The sequence below is a fragment of the Flavobacterium sp. genome, from assembly GCF_043720215.1.
In the GTDB taxonomy this organism is placed as follows: Bacteria; Bacteroidota; Bacteroidia; order Flavobacteriales; family Flavobacteriaceae; genus Flavobacterium.
Map to the genome: position 1 here is coordinate 1 of NZ_JAYSSZ010000151.1, position 15,223 is coordinate 15,223.

Annotated in this window: 19 protein-coding genes and 1 pseudogene; 7 read left to right on the top strand and 13 right to left on the bottom strand. The window is 31.1% G+C overall.

All coding sequences use genetic code 11. From position 1 onward, the window contains the following. The 3 genes from ACHZC3_RS06985 to ACHZC3_RS06995 all read right to left on the bottom strand — a co-directional run. Nucleotides 1-987: DEAD/DEAH box helicase (locus ACHZC3_RS06985; protein ID WP_394759148.1), on the bottom strand; the 987-nt coding region annotated here is incomplete at its 3' end. Nucleotides 988-1,112: 125 nt separating this feature from the next. Beyond that, nucleotides 1,113-2,651 carry a DEAD/DEAH box helicase gene (locus tag ACHZC3_RS06990; protein WP_394759149.1) on the bottom strand — a complete coding sequence of 513 codons (1,539 nt, stop codon included), beginning with the start codon at nt 2,649-2,651 and terminating at the stop codon, nt 1,113-1,115. A gap of 76 nt (nt 2,652-2,727) precedes the next feature. Further along, nucleotides 2,728-3,243: a DUF6155 family protein gene (locus ACHZC3_RS06995; RefSeq protein WP_394759150.1), complete on the bottom strand. Its 516-nt coding sequence runs from the start codon at nt 3,241-3,243 to the stop codon at nt 2,728-2,730. A gap of 104 nt (nt 3,244-3,347) precedes the next feature. Between ACHZC3_RS06995 and ACHZC3_RS07000 the strand changes: the two genes are divergently transcribed. From ACHZC3_RS07000 to ACHZC3_RS07015, 4 genes are all read left to right on the top strand, one after another. After that, nucleotides 3,348-3,626: a DUF3817 domain-containing protein gene (locus ACHZC3_RS07000; RefSeq protein WP_394759151.1), complete on the top strand. Its 279-nt coding sequence runs from the start codon at nt 3,348-3,350 to the stop codon at nt 3,624-3,626. Further along, nucleotides 3,619-4,881, top strand: a complete 1,263-nt coding sequence (locus ACHZC3_RS07005; protein ID WP_394759152.1) for a mechanosensitive ion channel family protein — start codon at nt 3,619-3,621, stop codon at nt 4,879-4,881. The genes ACHZC3_RS07000 and ACHZC3_RS07005 overlap by 8 nt, the downstream gene beginning before the upstream one ends. Before the next feature lie 95 nt (nt 4,882-4,976). Beyond that, a complete protein-coding gene (locus ACHZC3_RS07010; RefSeq protein ID WP_394759153.1) occupies nt 4,977-5,984 on the top strand; it encodes an SPFH domain-containing protein in 1,008 nt (335 codons plus the stop codon). A gap of 6 nt (nt 5,985-5,990) precedes the next feature. After that, complete coding sequence (locus ACHZC3_RS07015) at nt 5,991-6,908, top strand: sugar kinase (RefSeq protein ID WP_394759154.1); 918 nt, start codon at nt 5,991-5,993, stop codon at nt 6,906-6,908. Nucleotides 6,909-6,956: 48 nt separating this feature from the next. Here ACHZC3_RS07015 and ACHZC3_RS07020 read toward each other — a convergent pair. Then, nucleotides 6,957-7,067: pseudogene (locus ACHZC3_RS07020) on the bottom strand (acyl-CoA thioesterase); the annotation flags it as partial. 66 nt (nt 7,068-7,133) lie between these two features. On the opposite strand from ACHZC3_RS07020, the gene ACHZC3_RS07025 reads away from it, so the two are divergent. Beyond that, nucleotides 7,134-7,379, top strand: a complete 246-nt coding sequence (locus tag ACHZC3_RS07025) for a type II toxin-antitoxin system ParD family antitoxin (protein ID WP_394759155.1) — start codon at nt 7,134-7,136, stop codon at nt 7,377-7,379. Further along, nucleotides 7,380-7,673, top strand: a complete 294-nt coding sequence (locus ACHZC3_RS07030; protein ID WP_394759156.1) for a type II toxin-antitoxin system RelE/ParE family toxin — start codon at nt 7,380-7,382, stop codon at nt 7,671-7,673. It begins immediately after the preceding gene. 49 nt (nt 7,674-7,722) lie between these two features. Here ACHZC3_RS07030 and ACHZC3_RS07035 read toward each other — a convergent pair whose 3' ends face one another. Further along, nucleotides 7,723-8,109, bottom strand: a complete 387-nt coding sequence (locus tag ACHZC3_RS07035; RefSeq protein WP_394759157.1) for an acyl-CoA thioesterase — start codon at nt 8,107-8,109, stop codon at nt 7,723-7,725. Then, complete coding sequence (locus tag ACHZC3_RS07040) at nt 8,106-8,522, bottom strand: NUDIX domain-containing protein (RefSeq protein ID WP_394759158.1); 417 nt, start codon at nt 8,520-8,522, stop codon at nt 8,106-8,108. Before ACHZC3_RS07040 ends, ACHZC3_RS07035 begins: the two co-directional genes overlap by 4 nt. A gap of 90 nt (nt 8,523-8,612) precedes the next feature. Between ACHZC3_RS07040 and ACHZC3_RS07045 the strand changes: the two genes are divergently transcribed. Then, a complete protein-coding gene (locus ACHZC3_RS07045) occupies nt 8,613-9,005 on the top strand; it encodes a glyoxalase (protein ID WP_394759159.1) in 393 nt (130 codons plus the stop codon). A 9-nt stretch (nt 9,006-9,014) separates the two neighbouring features. Here the strand turns inward: ACHZC3_RS07045 and hisIE are convergent, their stop codons facing one another. The 7 genes from hisIE to hisD are packed head-to-tail and all read right to left on the bottom strand — an operon-like array spanning nt 9,015 to nt 15,223. Next, nucleotides 9,015-9,614, bottom strand: coding sequence for a bifunctional phosphoribosyl-AMP cyclohydrolase/phosphoribosyl-ATP diphosphatase HisIE (gene hisIE, locus ACHZC3_RS07050; RefSeq protein WP_394759160.1), 600 nt, complete (start codon nt 9,612-9,614; stop codon nt 9,015-9,017). A 54-nt stretch (nt 9,615-9,668) separates the two neighbouring features. Further along, complete coding sequence (hisF, locus tag ACHZC3_RS07055) at nt 9,669-10,424, bottom strand: imidazole glycerol phosphate synthase subunit HisF (RefSeq protein ID WP_394759161.1); 756 nt, start codon at nt 10,422-10,424, stop codon at nt 9,669-9,671. A gap of 3 nt (nt 10,425-10,427) precedes the next feature. Further along, the gene (gene hisA / locus ACHZC3_RS07060) at nt 10,428-11,153 is read right to left on the bottom strand and encodes a 1-(5-phosphoribosyl)-5-[(5-phosphoribosylamino)methylideneamino]imidazole-4-carboxamide isomerase (protein ID WP_394759162.1); all 726 of its coding nucleotides are present in this window, start codon (nt 11,151-11,153) and stop codon (nt 10,428-10,430) included. Nucleotides 11,154-11,169: 16 nt separating this feature from the next. Further along, nucleotides 11,170-11,763, bottom strand: a complete 594-nt coding sequence (gene hisH / locus ACHZC3_RS07065) for an imidazole glycerol phosphate synthase subunit HisH (RefSeq protein WP_394759163.1) — start codon at nt 11,761-11,763, stop codon at nt 11,170-11,172. A gap of 1 nt (nt 11,764) precedes the next feature. Further along, nucleotides 11,765-12,901, bottom strand: a complete 1,137-nt coding sequence (gene hisB, locus ACHZC3_RS07070; protein WP_394759164.1) for a bifunctional histidinol-phosphatase/imidazoleglycerol-phosphate dehydratase HisB — start codon at nt 12,899-12,901, stop codon at nt 11,765-11,767. After that, on the bottom strand, nt 12,901-13,941 hold the full coding sequence (gene hisC / locus ACHZC3_RS07075; RefSeq protein ID WP_394759165.1) for a histidinol-phosphate transaminase: 1,041 nt from the start codon (nt 13,939-13,941) through the stop codon (nt 12,901-12,903). The genes hisB and hisC overlap by 1 nt, the downstream gene beginning before the upstream one ends. Next, nucleotides 13,934-15,223, bottom strand: a complete 1,290-nt coding sequence (gene hisD / locus ACHZC3_RS07080) for a histidinol dehydrogenase (protein WP_394759166.1) — start codon at nt 15,221-15,223, stop codon at nt 13,934-13,936. Before hisD ends, hisC begins: the two co-directional genes overlap by 8 nt.

Sequence of the window (15,223 nt, forward strand, 5' to 3'; positions counted from 1 at the left end):
GTGAACATACGTTTCATGAACATCTGGCAAATGATAATTTACTACATACGAAATTTCCTTTACATCGATTCCTCGAGCTGCTAAGTCAGTTGCAACTAATATGTTTATATGTCCTTCACGAAACTGATCCATGATTCTATCACGGATTGGTTGTGTTAAACTTCCGTGGATTGCACCAGATGAAAAACGATTTATCGCTAAATTCTTTGCTAATTTGTTGACTGCAGCCTTAGTTTTACAGAAAATAATACCTCTTTGACCTTCTTTTGAAGTTAAAAAATGCATTAAAACCTCTAGTTTTTCGATTGGATCTACTACAATATACTCGTGATTGATACTTGAATTCCCAACAATTTCCATACTTGCACTCACTTGTGTCACTTTTTTTGACATATAGTTTTGTACCAATTGCTTCACTGTTCCTGGCATAGTTGCAGAAAACAACCAAGTTTTTCTATTTTTAGGTAAATCGATAGCAATTTCATCTAATCCTTCTTTGAGTGCAGTTGCCATTTCGTCGGCTTCATCAAGGATTAAATAGTTGATTTCTTTGATGTTTATTGCGCCTCTTTTGATTAAATCTATCAATCTTCCTGGAGTTGCAACAACAATATGCGTTGTTTGTTGCAAACGTTCTATTTGAGGTTTTATTGGGATTCCGCCGCAAACAGAAGCTATAGAAACTTCGGGTAAATATTTAGCAAAACTTTCTAAATTTGTGAATATTTGGTTTCCTAATTCTCTAGTTGGAACTAATATGACAGCTTGTATTTTTGCATTATTTACGTCAACTAATTGCAATAAAGGCAATCCAAAAGCAGCTGTTTTTCCTGTTCCTGTTTTTGCTAATCCTATAAAATCATCTTGACTGGAAAGCAAAACTGGTATCGATTTTTGTTGAATTTCTGTTGGAACAGTAATTTTTAAGTCGATTAAGGCTTTTATGATTTGTTCTGATATTCCTAAATTGGTGAATTGTTTTGACATGATAATGTTATTTTATAAAAAAAAACGTTCTTCTGATGATGAAACTACTAGCCCAGATGGAAACGATATCCTTTAGTTTTTTTCTTTAAAAAACTAAAGATAAAGTGAACAGCTGGAAAAAGCTCCTAATCTTCTTCTGCAAATAATTTTTCTCTGTATTTTTTCCCTACTAAAAGTAATAATTTTACCTTATAATCTTCGACCAACCATTCGCGGTAGTTTTTGCTACATTGACTTAGGCATTTTGTATAGCGTTTCATACGACATTCGATATCATCTTGTAATTCTTTCGATAAATTCTTAGCATCTATAAGCTCTTCCGTATTATCTACACACATGGCAGCATGTTGGTCTAATGACTTTTCTAAAACTACTTTCGAACGAAGATTTAACGAGATTGCTAACTTATGTTCAGCATCAACATCAAAAGAAGTGTCTTTAGTGTTCATAAATTTTGCTCGTAATTCAGGTGGCATTTCGTATTTGAAATGCGTTTCAATTTCGGCATCTTCACGGAGATTATCTAAATAATATTCTGGCGATTTAAAAATATGTTGCCAATCTACGTTTTGACTCCAAAGTCCGAAACGAGCAGCATTATTTCCTAAATCAATAATAGTAAATTCGTCTTTATTTGGTAATTTTCGTGAGCCACGACCAATCATTTGGAAGTACAAAGTCAGTGATTTTGTGGCACGATTTATAATTATAGTTTCTACTGTTGGTTCATCAAAACCTGTGGTAAGAATTCCAACAGAAGTTAAAATGGCATCTGGAGTTTTCTTAAACCATGATAAAATATCTTTTCTATCTTCGGGAGTTGTAGTGTTATCAAGATGTTTTATTGGTAATCCAGCTTCTCTAAAAGTTTCATAAACGTACAATGATGTATTGATTCCGTTATTAAAAATCAAGGTTTTCTTTCCTTTCGATTTTTCTTCGTATGCATGTAATAATTTATTTTGCATATCGAGTTGCGAGTACAATTCGTCCGAAGATTTTACAGTATAATCACCGTTTATTCCTACTTTTAAGCTAGACAAACCTACGTCGTAACTGTAAGTTACAGCTTTTGCAAGAAAACCATTGGCAATTAATTTATTTATTGGGTCACCAACAATTAGTTCTTTGTAGTTTTCATACATTGGCAGCTTTATGTTAGAGCTTAACGGTGTGGCAGTTACGCCAAGAATAAAAGCATTTTCGAAAGAACCTAATAGCTTTCTAAATGAATTATAATGAGCTTCATCAATAATAACAAGTCCTATATTTTCTATTGAAAGTTTTTCGTCATTCAATCTATTTTTTAAGGTTTCAACCATGGCTACAAAACAAGAATATTCGTTTTGGTCTGGTAATTCCTTTACTTTTGAGTTGATGATTTTGTTTTTAACATCGAAACCTTTTAGCATTTTTGAAGTTTGCTTACAAAGTTCGATACGATGCGTTAAAACAACGACTTTTTTGTCATAAAGTTCTAAATAACGTCTTACAATTTCAGAAAAAATAACGGTCTTCCCTCCTCCTGTTGGCAATTGATATAATAAATGATAATTGCTTGCTACATTATTCATTTTATCAAAAATAGCATTAATATCCCGAGATTGGTAATCGTAAAGGACTTTCTTCTCTTCAATTTCTAGTTCTAACTCGTTGTAAGACATACTATTTTTTTGGATTTTGGCAAAAGTACGCTATAAAAAGGGTTATTTGGCAATTTTAATCAAAAATCGAACAAAATTAATACTCAAAGCGTTCTACAATGGCATTAAATTCATAATGATTGACCCAATTTTGGGTTAAAGTTTCCTCTTTGATAGCCACTACTCTACTTTTATAATCATTTAGAATTCCTTTTTCGATAAGGAAACTAATAGCTTGATTGAAAGAAACTAACATGCTTTTGTAAAACAATTCAGCTTTAATATCTTTTTCAGATGATAATGTTTGTGCAATCTCAATATTATATAACATGACATCAGCAATGATGTAAGAATCGACACCCAAAGTGATAAAATGTTTGATGTATTTTTGAGCGACGGAACGTCGCATCTTTGCTTTTTTGCCTCGAACTGGGAAATATTCGTTCGAAATTTTGAGTTTACATTCTTCGAGTAACTTGTCTTCTTTAGGGTTAAAAACAAAATCATAATAGGTTTTTACTGGAATAAATTTATCATATAATTCGAGTATTTGTTCCTGAAGCTGCTCTTTGTTAAGTTCCGAAATATATTTTTTTAAGTCGCGTTTACTCATTCTAGCTAATTATTATTACAAATGTAAATTACTTTTAGTTTTGATACACATAGTATCGAGGATAATTCTTAATTTCGCAATAAAATTAAAATTAAAAACTCAAAATGCTTAAATTTTTCAAATATCTTGCTCTTACAGAGGGAGTTTCTGCTTTATTATTGTTCTTTTTTGCAATGCCTATGAAATATATTTTTGCTAATCCTATTTATGTTAAACATATAGGAATGGCTCATGGAGTATTATTTACAGCATATATTATAGTTGCTACAATATTAAAATTTTCTCAAAAATGGAATATTAAAAAGTATATAGAAATTTGTTTGGCTTCTATTCCTCCTTTTGGTACATTTTATATCGAAAAAAAATACCTGAAAGATGCTTAAATTCACAGAAAAATTATTTGGTTGGTGTGATAAACTTTTAATTAAAATTGGTTTTAACGAAACCATTGCCTCCTATTTAGGTTTAATTATCAATTTGGTTATTCTTTTCGTAATATCTTATATAATTTATCTTGTTTTTAGATTTATTTTAGTCACTATAATGGCTATTGTTGCTAAAAAAACAAAAACAAAATTTGATGATTTATTAGTTTCAAATCAAACGGCAAAATATATTTCGCATCTTATTCCGCTAATTTATATTTATAAATCAGTTCCCATTATTTTGGAAGATTTTAATTCTTGGGAATCCGTTTTCGGGAAATTAGTCGGAATTTACATTATTTTATTGGTTTTGTGGATCATTAGAACCGTTTTTAATGCGCTTCGAGACCATCTAAAAACAATTCCTGCTTACAGTGACAAACCTATAGATAGTTACATTCAGGTTATAATGATTATCCTTTGGATGATAGGTTTTGTAGCTATTTTATCTAAATTATTTGAAATAGAAATTAGAGATCTTCTAACCACTTTTGGAGCAATTTCGGCCATTATATTGTTAATATTTAGAGATACTATTTTAGGTTTTGTGGCCAGTATTCAGGTTTCTGTAAATGATATGGTTCGTATTGGAGATTGGATCACTATGGATAAATTTGGTGCCGATGGTGATGTTATCGAAATAAATTTAGCCACTGTAAAAGTTCGAAATTTTGATAATACAACCACTACAATTCCCACTTATAGCTTAATTTCTGATAGTTTCAGAAACTGGCGTGGTATGCTAAATGCCGATGGAAGACGTATAAAACGCCATATTCTGATAAAATCCAGTAGTATTCGTTTTATTAAAGAAGAGGAATTGGAGGATTTTAAAAAAATACAACTGATAAAAACCTATATCGAAAAAAAGCAAGCCGATATTAACAAATACAATTCACAATATAATATAGACAAAACACTATCGGTAAACGGTAGAAATTTGACGAATTTTGGACTTTTCAGAAAATATTTAACCAATTATTTAGAAAATTACCCAAGTCTGAATAAAGATATGATATTGCTTTGCAGACATTTGCAACCAACTTCACAAGGGATCCCGTTAGAAATTTATGCCTTTACGAGCGACAAACGTTTTGAAAATTACGAATATATTATGAGTGATATTTTCGATCATATTTTAGCTTCTGTTGTTTATTTTGATTTAGAAATTTTCGAAATGCCTTCGGGGAAGAATGGTTTTACGGAGGCATAAAACAATTAATTACAAATTACACAAATGCATATGTTGGTGGATATTTTCGAGCAACACAATAGTAACAAGAATATAAATAAAAAAAACAATAAAATATGTTTGGATTTAAACACATAAAATTTGATGCAATGACTTATGTTTTGCATTTTAAAAACGGTAATGTTTCACGAGAAGGTCGTGGACTTTCATTTTTCTATTTTGCTCCAAATAGTTCAATTGTTGCAATTCCTATGGGAAGTAATGATTTACCATTTATTTTTAGCGAATCAACAAATGATTATCAAACCGTTACAATTCAAGGACAAATAAGCTATAAAATTACAAATCCGAAAACATTATCAGATGTTTTGGATTTTACTGTTCAAGATAATGGACAATACAAAAAGAATGATATTGAAAAACTTAATCAAAGATTAATAAATGAAGCTCAAACTGCAACTTCATCATTTATTCACGGAATTAAATTAAAAGATGCAATTCGTTCAGCAAAAACAATTGAAGAAAGTATTATTGAAGGATTGAAAAATTCTACTGCAATAAATATGCTCGGAATTGAAATTTTAGGAGCAAATATTTTAGCAATTTCTGCAACTCCAGAAATGTCAAGAGCATTGGAAACTGAAACTAGAGAAAAATTACAACAAGAAGCTGACCAAGCAATTTACGAAAGACGAAATTTTGCAGTAGAACAAGAAAGAAAAATTAAAGAAACCGAACTAAATACTGAAATTGCAATTGAGGAAAAACAAAAGCAAATTACAGAAAAGAAAATGGAATCGGAAGTAATTAAAGCTGAAAATGACAGGAAATTGAGAGAAATGAAATTGGAAGCTGATATTTCTGTAGAAAACCAAAGAAAACTATTAATTGAAGAGAAAACAGAAAACGATAAAACAGAAGCCGAAACTCAAGGTTATGTTATTGATGCAACATTGAAACCTTACAAAGATATAGATTGGAAAATCTTAACAGCTTTGAATAATAATCCTGATCCGAAATTCAATATTTCACTTGCTTTTAGACAGTTAGCAGAAAATGCAGATAAAATTGGAAACTTAAATATAAGCCCAGATTTATTAGATTCTTTATTGAATGAGAAATAAAATAAGATGAATATTGAATATGCAATAATTGTAAAAAATAAAACTCGACTTGAATTATTAATCGAAAGATTTAACACAAAAGCTCAAGCTAAATTTTACATAGAAAGACTTGGAGGAAACTTTAATGATTACGAAATAGAAAATGAAATTTTTCAAAATTCGTTACAATCGTTACAACTTCAACTTTCAAAAGTTATTAAAAACAAAATAGTAGAAAGAAATTTTGTTTCATCATTTATATTTTCTGAAAACCAATTAATTATTGTTATTGGACAAGATGGACTTGTAGCAAATACAGCAAAATATTCAAAAAATATTCCAATTATAGCGGTAAATCCAGACAAAGAAAGGTATGATGGTGTTTTATTGCCATTCGATACAAATAATTTTATTGGTGGAGTTGAAAATGTAATTTCAAAACAATATAATTCAAAAACAATGCGTTTTGCAGAAGCAAAACTAAACGATGGTCAAAGACTTTTAGCTTTCAACGATTTGTTTATTGGAGCATCAACACATATCTCAGCAAAATATAAAATATCATTCAACAATAATATTGAAGAACAATCTTCAAGCGGTTTGATAGTTTCTACTTCTGCTGGCTCAACAGGTTGGTTGAGTTCTATATTTAATATGTCATATGGAATAACAAATATGTTTGAAAAAAACTTAAAACCAAAAAGACCAAAACTAAAAGAAAACGAGTTGCTTTTTGCTGTTAGAGAGCCTTTTCAAAGTATAAGAACACAAATTGGAATTACAGCAGGAATAATAAAAACTCAAAATAATCTGATAATTGAATCATTAATGCCAACTAGCGGAGTAATATTTAGCGACGGAATTGAAACAGATTTTTTAAGATTCAACAGTGGCTCAATTGCAACTATTGGAATTGCAAAAGAAACAGCAAAATTAGTAATCTAAAAAAACATCCTCCAACAGAGGTTTTTACAAAATCACTACACTCTTTAACTACTTTATCCTATTCCTCACAAATTCTATTTCCGTTTTTCCGTGTGCTTTCGGTTTGCCATCGTCGCCTAAACTGACCATTGTTATAGAATCTATTGTGATAATCGTTTCGCAAAAAAAACTTGTATAAATTACCAAATTTTGGTACATTAGCAAAAAATCTAACTAATCTTAATCATGGGAAAGAACACATCTATATCTTTAGGTAATCATTTCGAAACTTTTGTCGAAAAAAGTATTTCAAAAGGTCGTTTTCAAAATGCAAGTGAAGTTATTCGCGCCGGACTAAGAATGCTTGAAGAAGAAGAAGATAAAATACTTGCTTTAAGAAATGCGCTTCAAGAAGGTATTCAAAGCGGAATTGCTAAAGATTTTGATCCAAAGAAACATTTAGAAATGTTGCAAACAAGCAAAAGAAAGTAAATGGCTAAATACTATTTGACCAACAAGGCTGTCGAAGATTTAGCAGAAATTTGGTATTATACTTATGACGAATGGTCAGAAAAACAAGCCAACAAATATTACAAATTCTTATTGGAGTCGTGTCAGGAAATAGCGAATAATCCTAATTTTGGTAAACATTATGAAGAGGTACAAAAGGATTTATTAGGTTTTAGAAGCAATCATCATATTATTTTCTTCAGAATTATTTCACCAAAAGAAATTGAAATCATAAGAATACTTCATGAGAGAATGGATTTAAAATCAAAACTCTAAATCAAAACCTCAAATAACAGCATTTTACAATATTGCTGTGTATTAATAGCTATTTTATCCTATTCCTCACAAATTCTATTTCCGTTTTTCCGTGAGCTTTGGGTTTTCCATCATCACCTAAACTGACCATTGTTATCGAATCTATTGTGATAATCGTTTCTCTTGTCATGATGTTTCGAACTTCACATTTTAGTATTAATGACGAATTACCAAACTTAACAACATCTAACCCAATTTCGATTATATCACCTTGTTTGGCAGAACTAATAAAATTTATCTCCGACATGTGTTTAGTAACTACTCTCGGATTTTCTAATTGAACTATCGAATATAAAGCCGCTTCTTCATCTATCCAAGCTAATAGTTTTCCTCCAAAAAGAGAATGATTCGGGTTTAAATCTTCTGGTTTTACCCATTTTCTAGTATGAAATCTCATATTTTAAATATTTTTAAAGCTTTTTCTATAATATCTTGATGATCGAAGGCTAAATTAGGTAATTTATTTAAAGAAAACCAAGCCACTTCTTTAGCATCATCGGAAGCAATGGCAATGGTGTTTTCTGGAACTTCTCCAAAATAAGCGACAGAAACCATGTGTCCTCTAGGATCACGAAATGGCTTACCAAAAGCACCAAATTGTTGCAACGAATCAATTTTTATTTGTGTTTCTTCTTCTAATTCTCGTTTTGCTGCGACTTCTAAATCTTCATTTTCATCTACAAAACCACCAGGTAATGCCCAACAATTCTGAAATGGTTCATTTTTTCTTTTTATTAAAAGTAATTGATTATCAGTCGTTTTTTTGACAATAACAGCATCTACCGTGACAAATATTTTTGAAGTTCTCATAATTATCTTTTCAACACTAAATTACTAATAACTTTTAGATTTTAGCCACAAATAAGCATCGATAATTTCTTAATTTTAAAAGAAAAACAAATGGAAAATCGTGATACAACAATTTTTGATTTAAGAGGTGGCACTTTAGGAATCGTAACGCCACAATCATCGGAAGAAGAAGCTTTTCAGAACATTACTTTGCGACCTATTTTAAAATTGCAAAACGATTTACTTATTCGAGTGTTTATTAACTATGCTCAGAAGCAAAAGAGTGTTTTCTTCGCCTTATCGCCCGAAAAGAAACAAAGCTATATCGAAAATGTGATTCAAAAAGATATAAAATTTAGAAATTCGCTAAAAGGAATGGTTATCGGATTTTTTACGGTTCATGAATACCAAGATTATATAAAAAATTCATCAAACTTAAACAAAAGAATGATGAATTTATTAGTGGAAAGACTAAAAAGCCAGTTGCAATTATTGGAAGAATAGTCTTAAAAATTACTTGTTTCTCGATTCTAAAACATTAACCACGTCTTGTAATTTGAATCCTTTTGCCTGCAATAAAATGAGATAATGAAAAAGTAAATCGGCACTTTCGCTCACAAATAGAATGTCGTTGTTGTCTTTGGCTTCAATAACAACTTCTATTGCCTCCTCACCTACTTTTTGGGCAATTTTATTAATGCCTTTCTGAAACAAACTAGCAACATAACTAGTAGATGAATTAGCTGTTTCTTTTCTCTCTCTAATAGTTTCTTCAAGTTTTAATAAAAAACTAAAATTTTGATTTTTAGATTCTTGCCAGCAATTATATGAACCAGTATGACAAGTATTTCCTTCTGGGTTTACTTGAACTAAAAAAGTATCATTATCGCAATCTAGTTTAATAGTTACAAGGTTCAAAAAATCACCACTCTCTTCTCCTTTTGTCCATAATCTATTTTTTGAACGGCTAAAAAAAGTAACTTTTTTTGTTTCTACTGTTTTATTATAAGCTTCTTGGTTCATATAACCGAGCATTAAAACTGTTTTAGAATTACTGTCTTGAATAATGGCCGGAATTAATCCGTCTGCGTTTTTTTGAAAGTTTGGTTTCATATTATTTTGTTTACTATACCTGACAGGTTTTAAAAACCTGTCAGGTATATATGATTAAATTCTAATTTTTATATTATTTCTATTTAATTCCTTTTTTAGCTCTAAAATCCCAATTTCTTGAAAGTGAAAAACACTGGCAGCCAAAGCAGCATCGGCATTTCCTACAAGAAAAGCATCGGTAAAATGTTGTATTGTTCCTGCACCACCAGAAGCAATAATTGGAATATTTACAGTTTGTGATAATTTGGCTAAGGCTTCATTTGCAAAACCATTTTTAGTTCCGTCATGATCCATCGAGGTAAAAAGAATTTCTCCAGCACCACGAATTTCGACTTCTTTTGCCCAATCGAATAAATCTATTTCGGTAGCTACTTTTCCGCCTACGAGATGTACTTTCCAATTTCCGTTAATTTGCTTGGCATCGATAGCAACAACAATGCATTGGCTTCCAAAAGCCGAAGCCAAATCGTTGATTAATTGCGGATTTTTTACTGCCGATGAGTTAATAGAAACTTTATCGGCTCCATTTTTAAGCAATATTTTGACATCTTTTACAGACGAGATTCCACCGCCAACAGTAAACGGAATATTGATGGTTTCGCTTACTTTTCGAACCAAATCGACTAATGTTTTTCTGTCTTCTTCAGTGGCAGAAATGTCAAGGAAAACCAATTCGTCTGCTCCTTCCTCAGAGTATTTATTGGCTAATTCTACTGGATCTCCAGCATCTTTTAAATCTAGAAAATTGACACCTTTTACGGTTCTTCCATTTTTTATATCTAGACAAGGAATTATTCTTTTTGTTAGCATTTCTTATTTATTTAGAATAAAATTTTCCAATTGTTTTAATGTAATTCGGTTTTCGTAAATTGCTTTACCAATAATTGTTCCTTCGCAACCTAATTCGGCTAATTTTGGTAATTCATCAAAAGTGGAAATTCCTCCAGAAGCGATCAATTTAATTTCTTTAGTTTTCTGTAAAATTTTAGCATATAAATCGAAACTTGGACCTTCCAACATGCCGTCTTTACTAATATCAGTACAAATAACATACTTAATTCCTTGATTTTGATAGTTTTGAATAAACGGAATTAACTCCTCATTACTTTCTTCTAACCAACCTGAAATAGCCACTTTTTCGTTATTGGCATCGGCTCCTAAAATAATTTTATCCGCTCCGTATTTAATAATCCATTCGTTAAATACATCAGGATTTTTAATAGCAATACTGCCACCTGTTATTTGATTAGCACCAGATTCGAAAGCAATTCGCAAATCGTTATCTGATTTAAGTCCGCCACCAAAATCGATTTTCAGAACCGTTTGAGAAGCAATTTGTTCCAAAATTTTATAATTTATAATTTGGCTAGACTTAGCACCATCTAAATCGACCAAATGCAAGTATTGAATACCGTGTGCTTCAAATTCTTTGGCAACTTCTAATGGATTTTCGTTATAGATTATCTTCGTATTGTAATCGCCTTTGGAAAGTCGGACACATTTTCCGTCGATGATGTCTATGGCTGGAATTATTCTCATTTCTAGATTTTAGATATTAGATTTCTGATTTTAGATTTAAAAAATTAAATAGAATTTGTTCTCCAATTTTTCCGCTTTTTTCTGGGTGAAATTGTACTCCGTAGAAATTGTCTTTTTGTAATGCCGATGAATATTCCGTTTCATAATTTGTAAAAGCAATGGCTTCGGCACATTTTGGAGCATAAAAACTATGAACTAAATACATATATTCGTTTTCAGAAATTTCTTCAAACAAACTAGATTTCAAATTATAAATGGTATTCCAACCCATTTGCGGCACTTTTACTTTATTGGAAAATTTAATAATATCGATATCGAAAATTCCTAAACCTTTTGTATTTCCTTCTTCAGACGAGTTACACATGAGTTGCATGCCGAGGCAAATTCCTAAAACGGGTTGTTTCAGCTTTGGAATTATTTTGTCTATTCCGCTATCTCGGAGTTTTTGCATGGCAGAACTTGCTTCTCCAACTCCAGGAAAAATAACTTTATCTGCTGATTGAATTTCGTCAATATTATTTGACAAAATACCTTCGTAACCTAATCTTTGCAAGGCGAATTGAATGCTTTGAATGTTTCCTGCTCCGTAATTTATAATGACTATTTTCATGTTATAACATTCCTTTTGTACTCGGTAAAATCATTTTTTCTGAATCTCGTTTTACTGCTGCTTTTATCGCTTTTGCAAAAGCTTTAAAAATAGCTTCAATTTTATGGTGCTCATTAGTTCCTTCAGCCTTAATGTTTAGATTGGCTTTTGCTCCATCAGAGAAAGATTTAAAGAAATGAAAAAACATTTCGGTTGGCATTTGTCCAATCATTTCACGTTTGAATTCGGCTTCCCAAACCAACCAATTTCGTCCTCCAAAATCGATGGCTACTTGTGCCAAACAATCGTCCATGGGCAAACAAAATCCGTAGCGTTCTATTCCTAATTTATTTCCTAATGCTTGTGCGAAAACTTCTCCTAAAGCGATGGCTGTGTCTTCAATTGTGTGGTGTTCGTCAACTTGCAAATCACCTTTAACAGAAATCTCCAAATCCATTTGTCCGTGGCGAGCAATTTGATCTAACATGTGGTCGAAAAAAGCGATTCCAGTATCAATTTTACTTTTACCAGTTCCGTCAAGATTTAATAGAATACAAATATCGGTCTCATTGGTTTTTCTTACGATAGAAGCGGAACGATTTTCGAGTTTCAAGAACTCATAAATTTTTTGCCAATCGTTGGTTTCTAAAGCGATATATGGGTTTAACTCTTCTTTTTTTACCGATATTTCTCCTGTTCCCAAATTAGTATCATCATTGATAAAAATAGCTTTTGAACCAAGGTTTTTCCCTAATTCGACATCCGTTAATCGGTCTCCAATGACAAATGAATTTTGTAAATCATAATCATCAGAAAAATAATCGGTTAGCAAGCCCGTTTTTGGTTTTCTAGTATTGGCATTTTCTGAAGGAAATGTTTTATCGATATACACTTTATCAAAAATTACGCCTTCGTTTTCAAAGGTTTTCATAATGAAATTATGTACAGGCCAAAAAGTATCTTCAGGAAAAATAGCCGTTCCCAAACCATCTTGATTCGTAATCATAACCAATTCGTAATTTAATTCTTGAGCAATTTTACTCAAAAAAGGAATACATTTTGGATAAAAAATCATTTTATTGAAACCATCAATTTGTTCATCGATAGTTTCTTTAATTATTGTTCCGTCTCGGTCTATAAATAATACTTTCTTATTCATCATACTAATTTTAAAACAGTTATTAATTTTTCATTTTCTTCTTTGGTACCAATAGTAATTCTTAAACAATTTTCGCACAAAGCCTGATTGCTTCTATTTCTAATGACGATTCCTTTTTCGATTAGTTGATTGTATCTTTTGTTGGCATCATCTACTTTTATCAAAATAAAATTAGCATCCGAAGGATATATTTTTTCTATATATGGTATTGAAACTAAAGATTCAACCATTTTTTTTCGCTCACTTATAATTTTTTTCACTTGAAAATCGAGTGTTGTTTGCTCTAATTTTTTTAAAGCCGCTTCTTGTGATAAATTATTGATATTATACGGTGGTTTTATCTTATTTAATATCGAAATTATTTCTGTAGAAGCATACAAAATTCCCACTCTTAAACCCGCCATTGCATATGCCTTAGAAAGTGTTTGCGTGATGACAAGGTTTGGATAATCGTTTATTTCTTGTAACCAACTTTCATTTTTAGAAAAATCGATATAGGCTTCGTCTATAACTACCAATCCGTTAAAGTTTTTCAACAATGATAAAACAGCTTGATCATCAAATGAATTTCCTGTTGGATTATTGGGCGAACAAAGGAAAATAATTTTTGTGTTGGCATTTATATTTTTTACAATATCATCAATTTTAGGTTGAAAATCAGTAGATAATAAAACTTCTTTGTTTTCGATAGCATTAATGTTGGCCAAAACACCATACATTCCGTACGTTGGCGGAAGCGTAATAACATTGTCGACATTGGGTTCACAAAATGCTCTGAATACTAAATCCAGCACTTCGTCACTTCCATTTCCTATCAAAATTTGATTTTCATTTATCTTATTTTGCTGCGATAAAAAACCTTTCAATTTCTTTTGTTGCGGATCTGGATATCGATTAATTCCATTAGAAAACGGATTTTCATTGGCATCAAGATAAACCATATTATGAGTAAAATCTTTAAATTCATCTCGTGCAGAAGAATAAGATTGCATATTTTTTATATTTTCTCTAACGAGATTATTGATATTAAAATTATTCATTTTCTATTGCTTTTAATCGTAATGAAACGGCATTTTTATGCGCTTGTAAACCTTCGGCTTCCGCCATGATTTCTATGGCAGAGCCAATGTTTTGAATGCCTTTTTTAGATATTTTTTGAAAAGTCATCGATTTTAAAAAACTATCTAAGTTAACACCTGAATAATTTTTTGCATAACCGTTTGTTGGTAAAGTATGATTCGTTCCAGAAGCATAATCTCCGGCACTTTCGGGTGTATAATTTCCTATAAAAACTGAGCCTGCATTTTGAATATTATCTATATAAAAATCTTCATTTTTAGTGCAAATTATAAAATGCTCTGAACCATATTCGTTAATTAAATCTAAAGCAATTTCATCATTTTCAACGTAAATTAGTTTAGAATTTTCGATAGCTTTTTGTGCGATATTTTTTCTTGGTAAAACTTCCAATTGCTTGTTGATTTCAATTTCGACAGCTTCTATCAATTCTTTTGAAGTCGAGACTAGAATCACTTGGCTATCGGTTCCGTGTTCTGCTTGACTTAATAAATCGGAAGCTACAAAACTTGGAATAGCAGTATCATCTGCAACAATGAGTAATTCGCTTGGGCCAGCAGGCATATCGATAGCAACTCCAAATCGTGTAGCAAATTGTTTTGCAACTGTTACAAACTGATTTCCAGGTCCAAATATCTTATACACTTTTGGAATAGTTTGTGTACCAAAAGTCATTCCTGCTATGGCTTGAATCCCTCCTATTTTTAGAATTTTTGTTACACCACACAAATTGGCAGCGTATAAAATAGCAGGATTTATTTTACCTAATTTATCTGGTGGTGAACACAAAATAATTTCTTTGCAACCCGCAATTTGAGCAGGAATTGCTAACATTAAAACTGTTGAAAACAAAGGTGCAGTTCCGCCAGGAATATATAATCCCACTTTTTGAATTGGACGCTTTTCTTGCCAACAATTTACACCTTCGGTCGTTTCGACTTCTATTTTTGAAGTTTTTTGAGCCGTGTGAAATTTTTCAATATTCGACTTTGCTAAAGCGATAGCTTGTTTTAATTCTGTTGAAACTAAATTGATTGCTTCAATAATTTCTTCATTAGAAACTTCTATATTTTCTAAAACGATTCCATCAAATAAAGAAGTATATTTTGTTACTGCAACATCTCCTTTTTGTTGTACTTCTTTGAAAATTCCTTTTACAGTTTCTTCTATTTCATTGAAAGATTGTGTTGGTCTTTTTAGAATTTCAGACCAAATTTCTGGTTTAGGATTGTCTATTTTATTCAT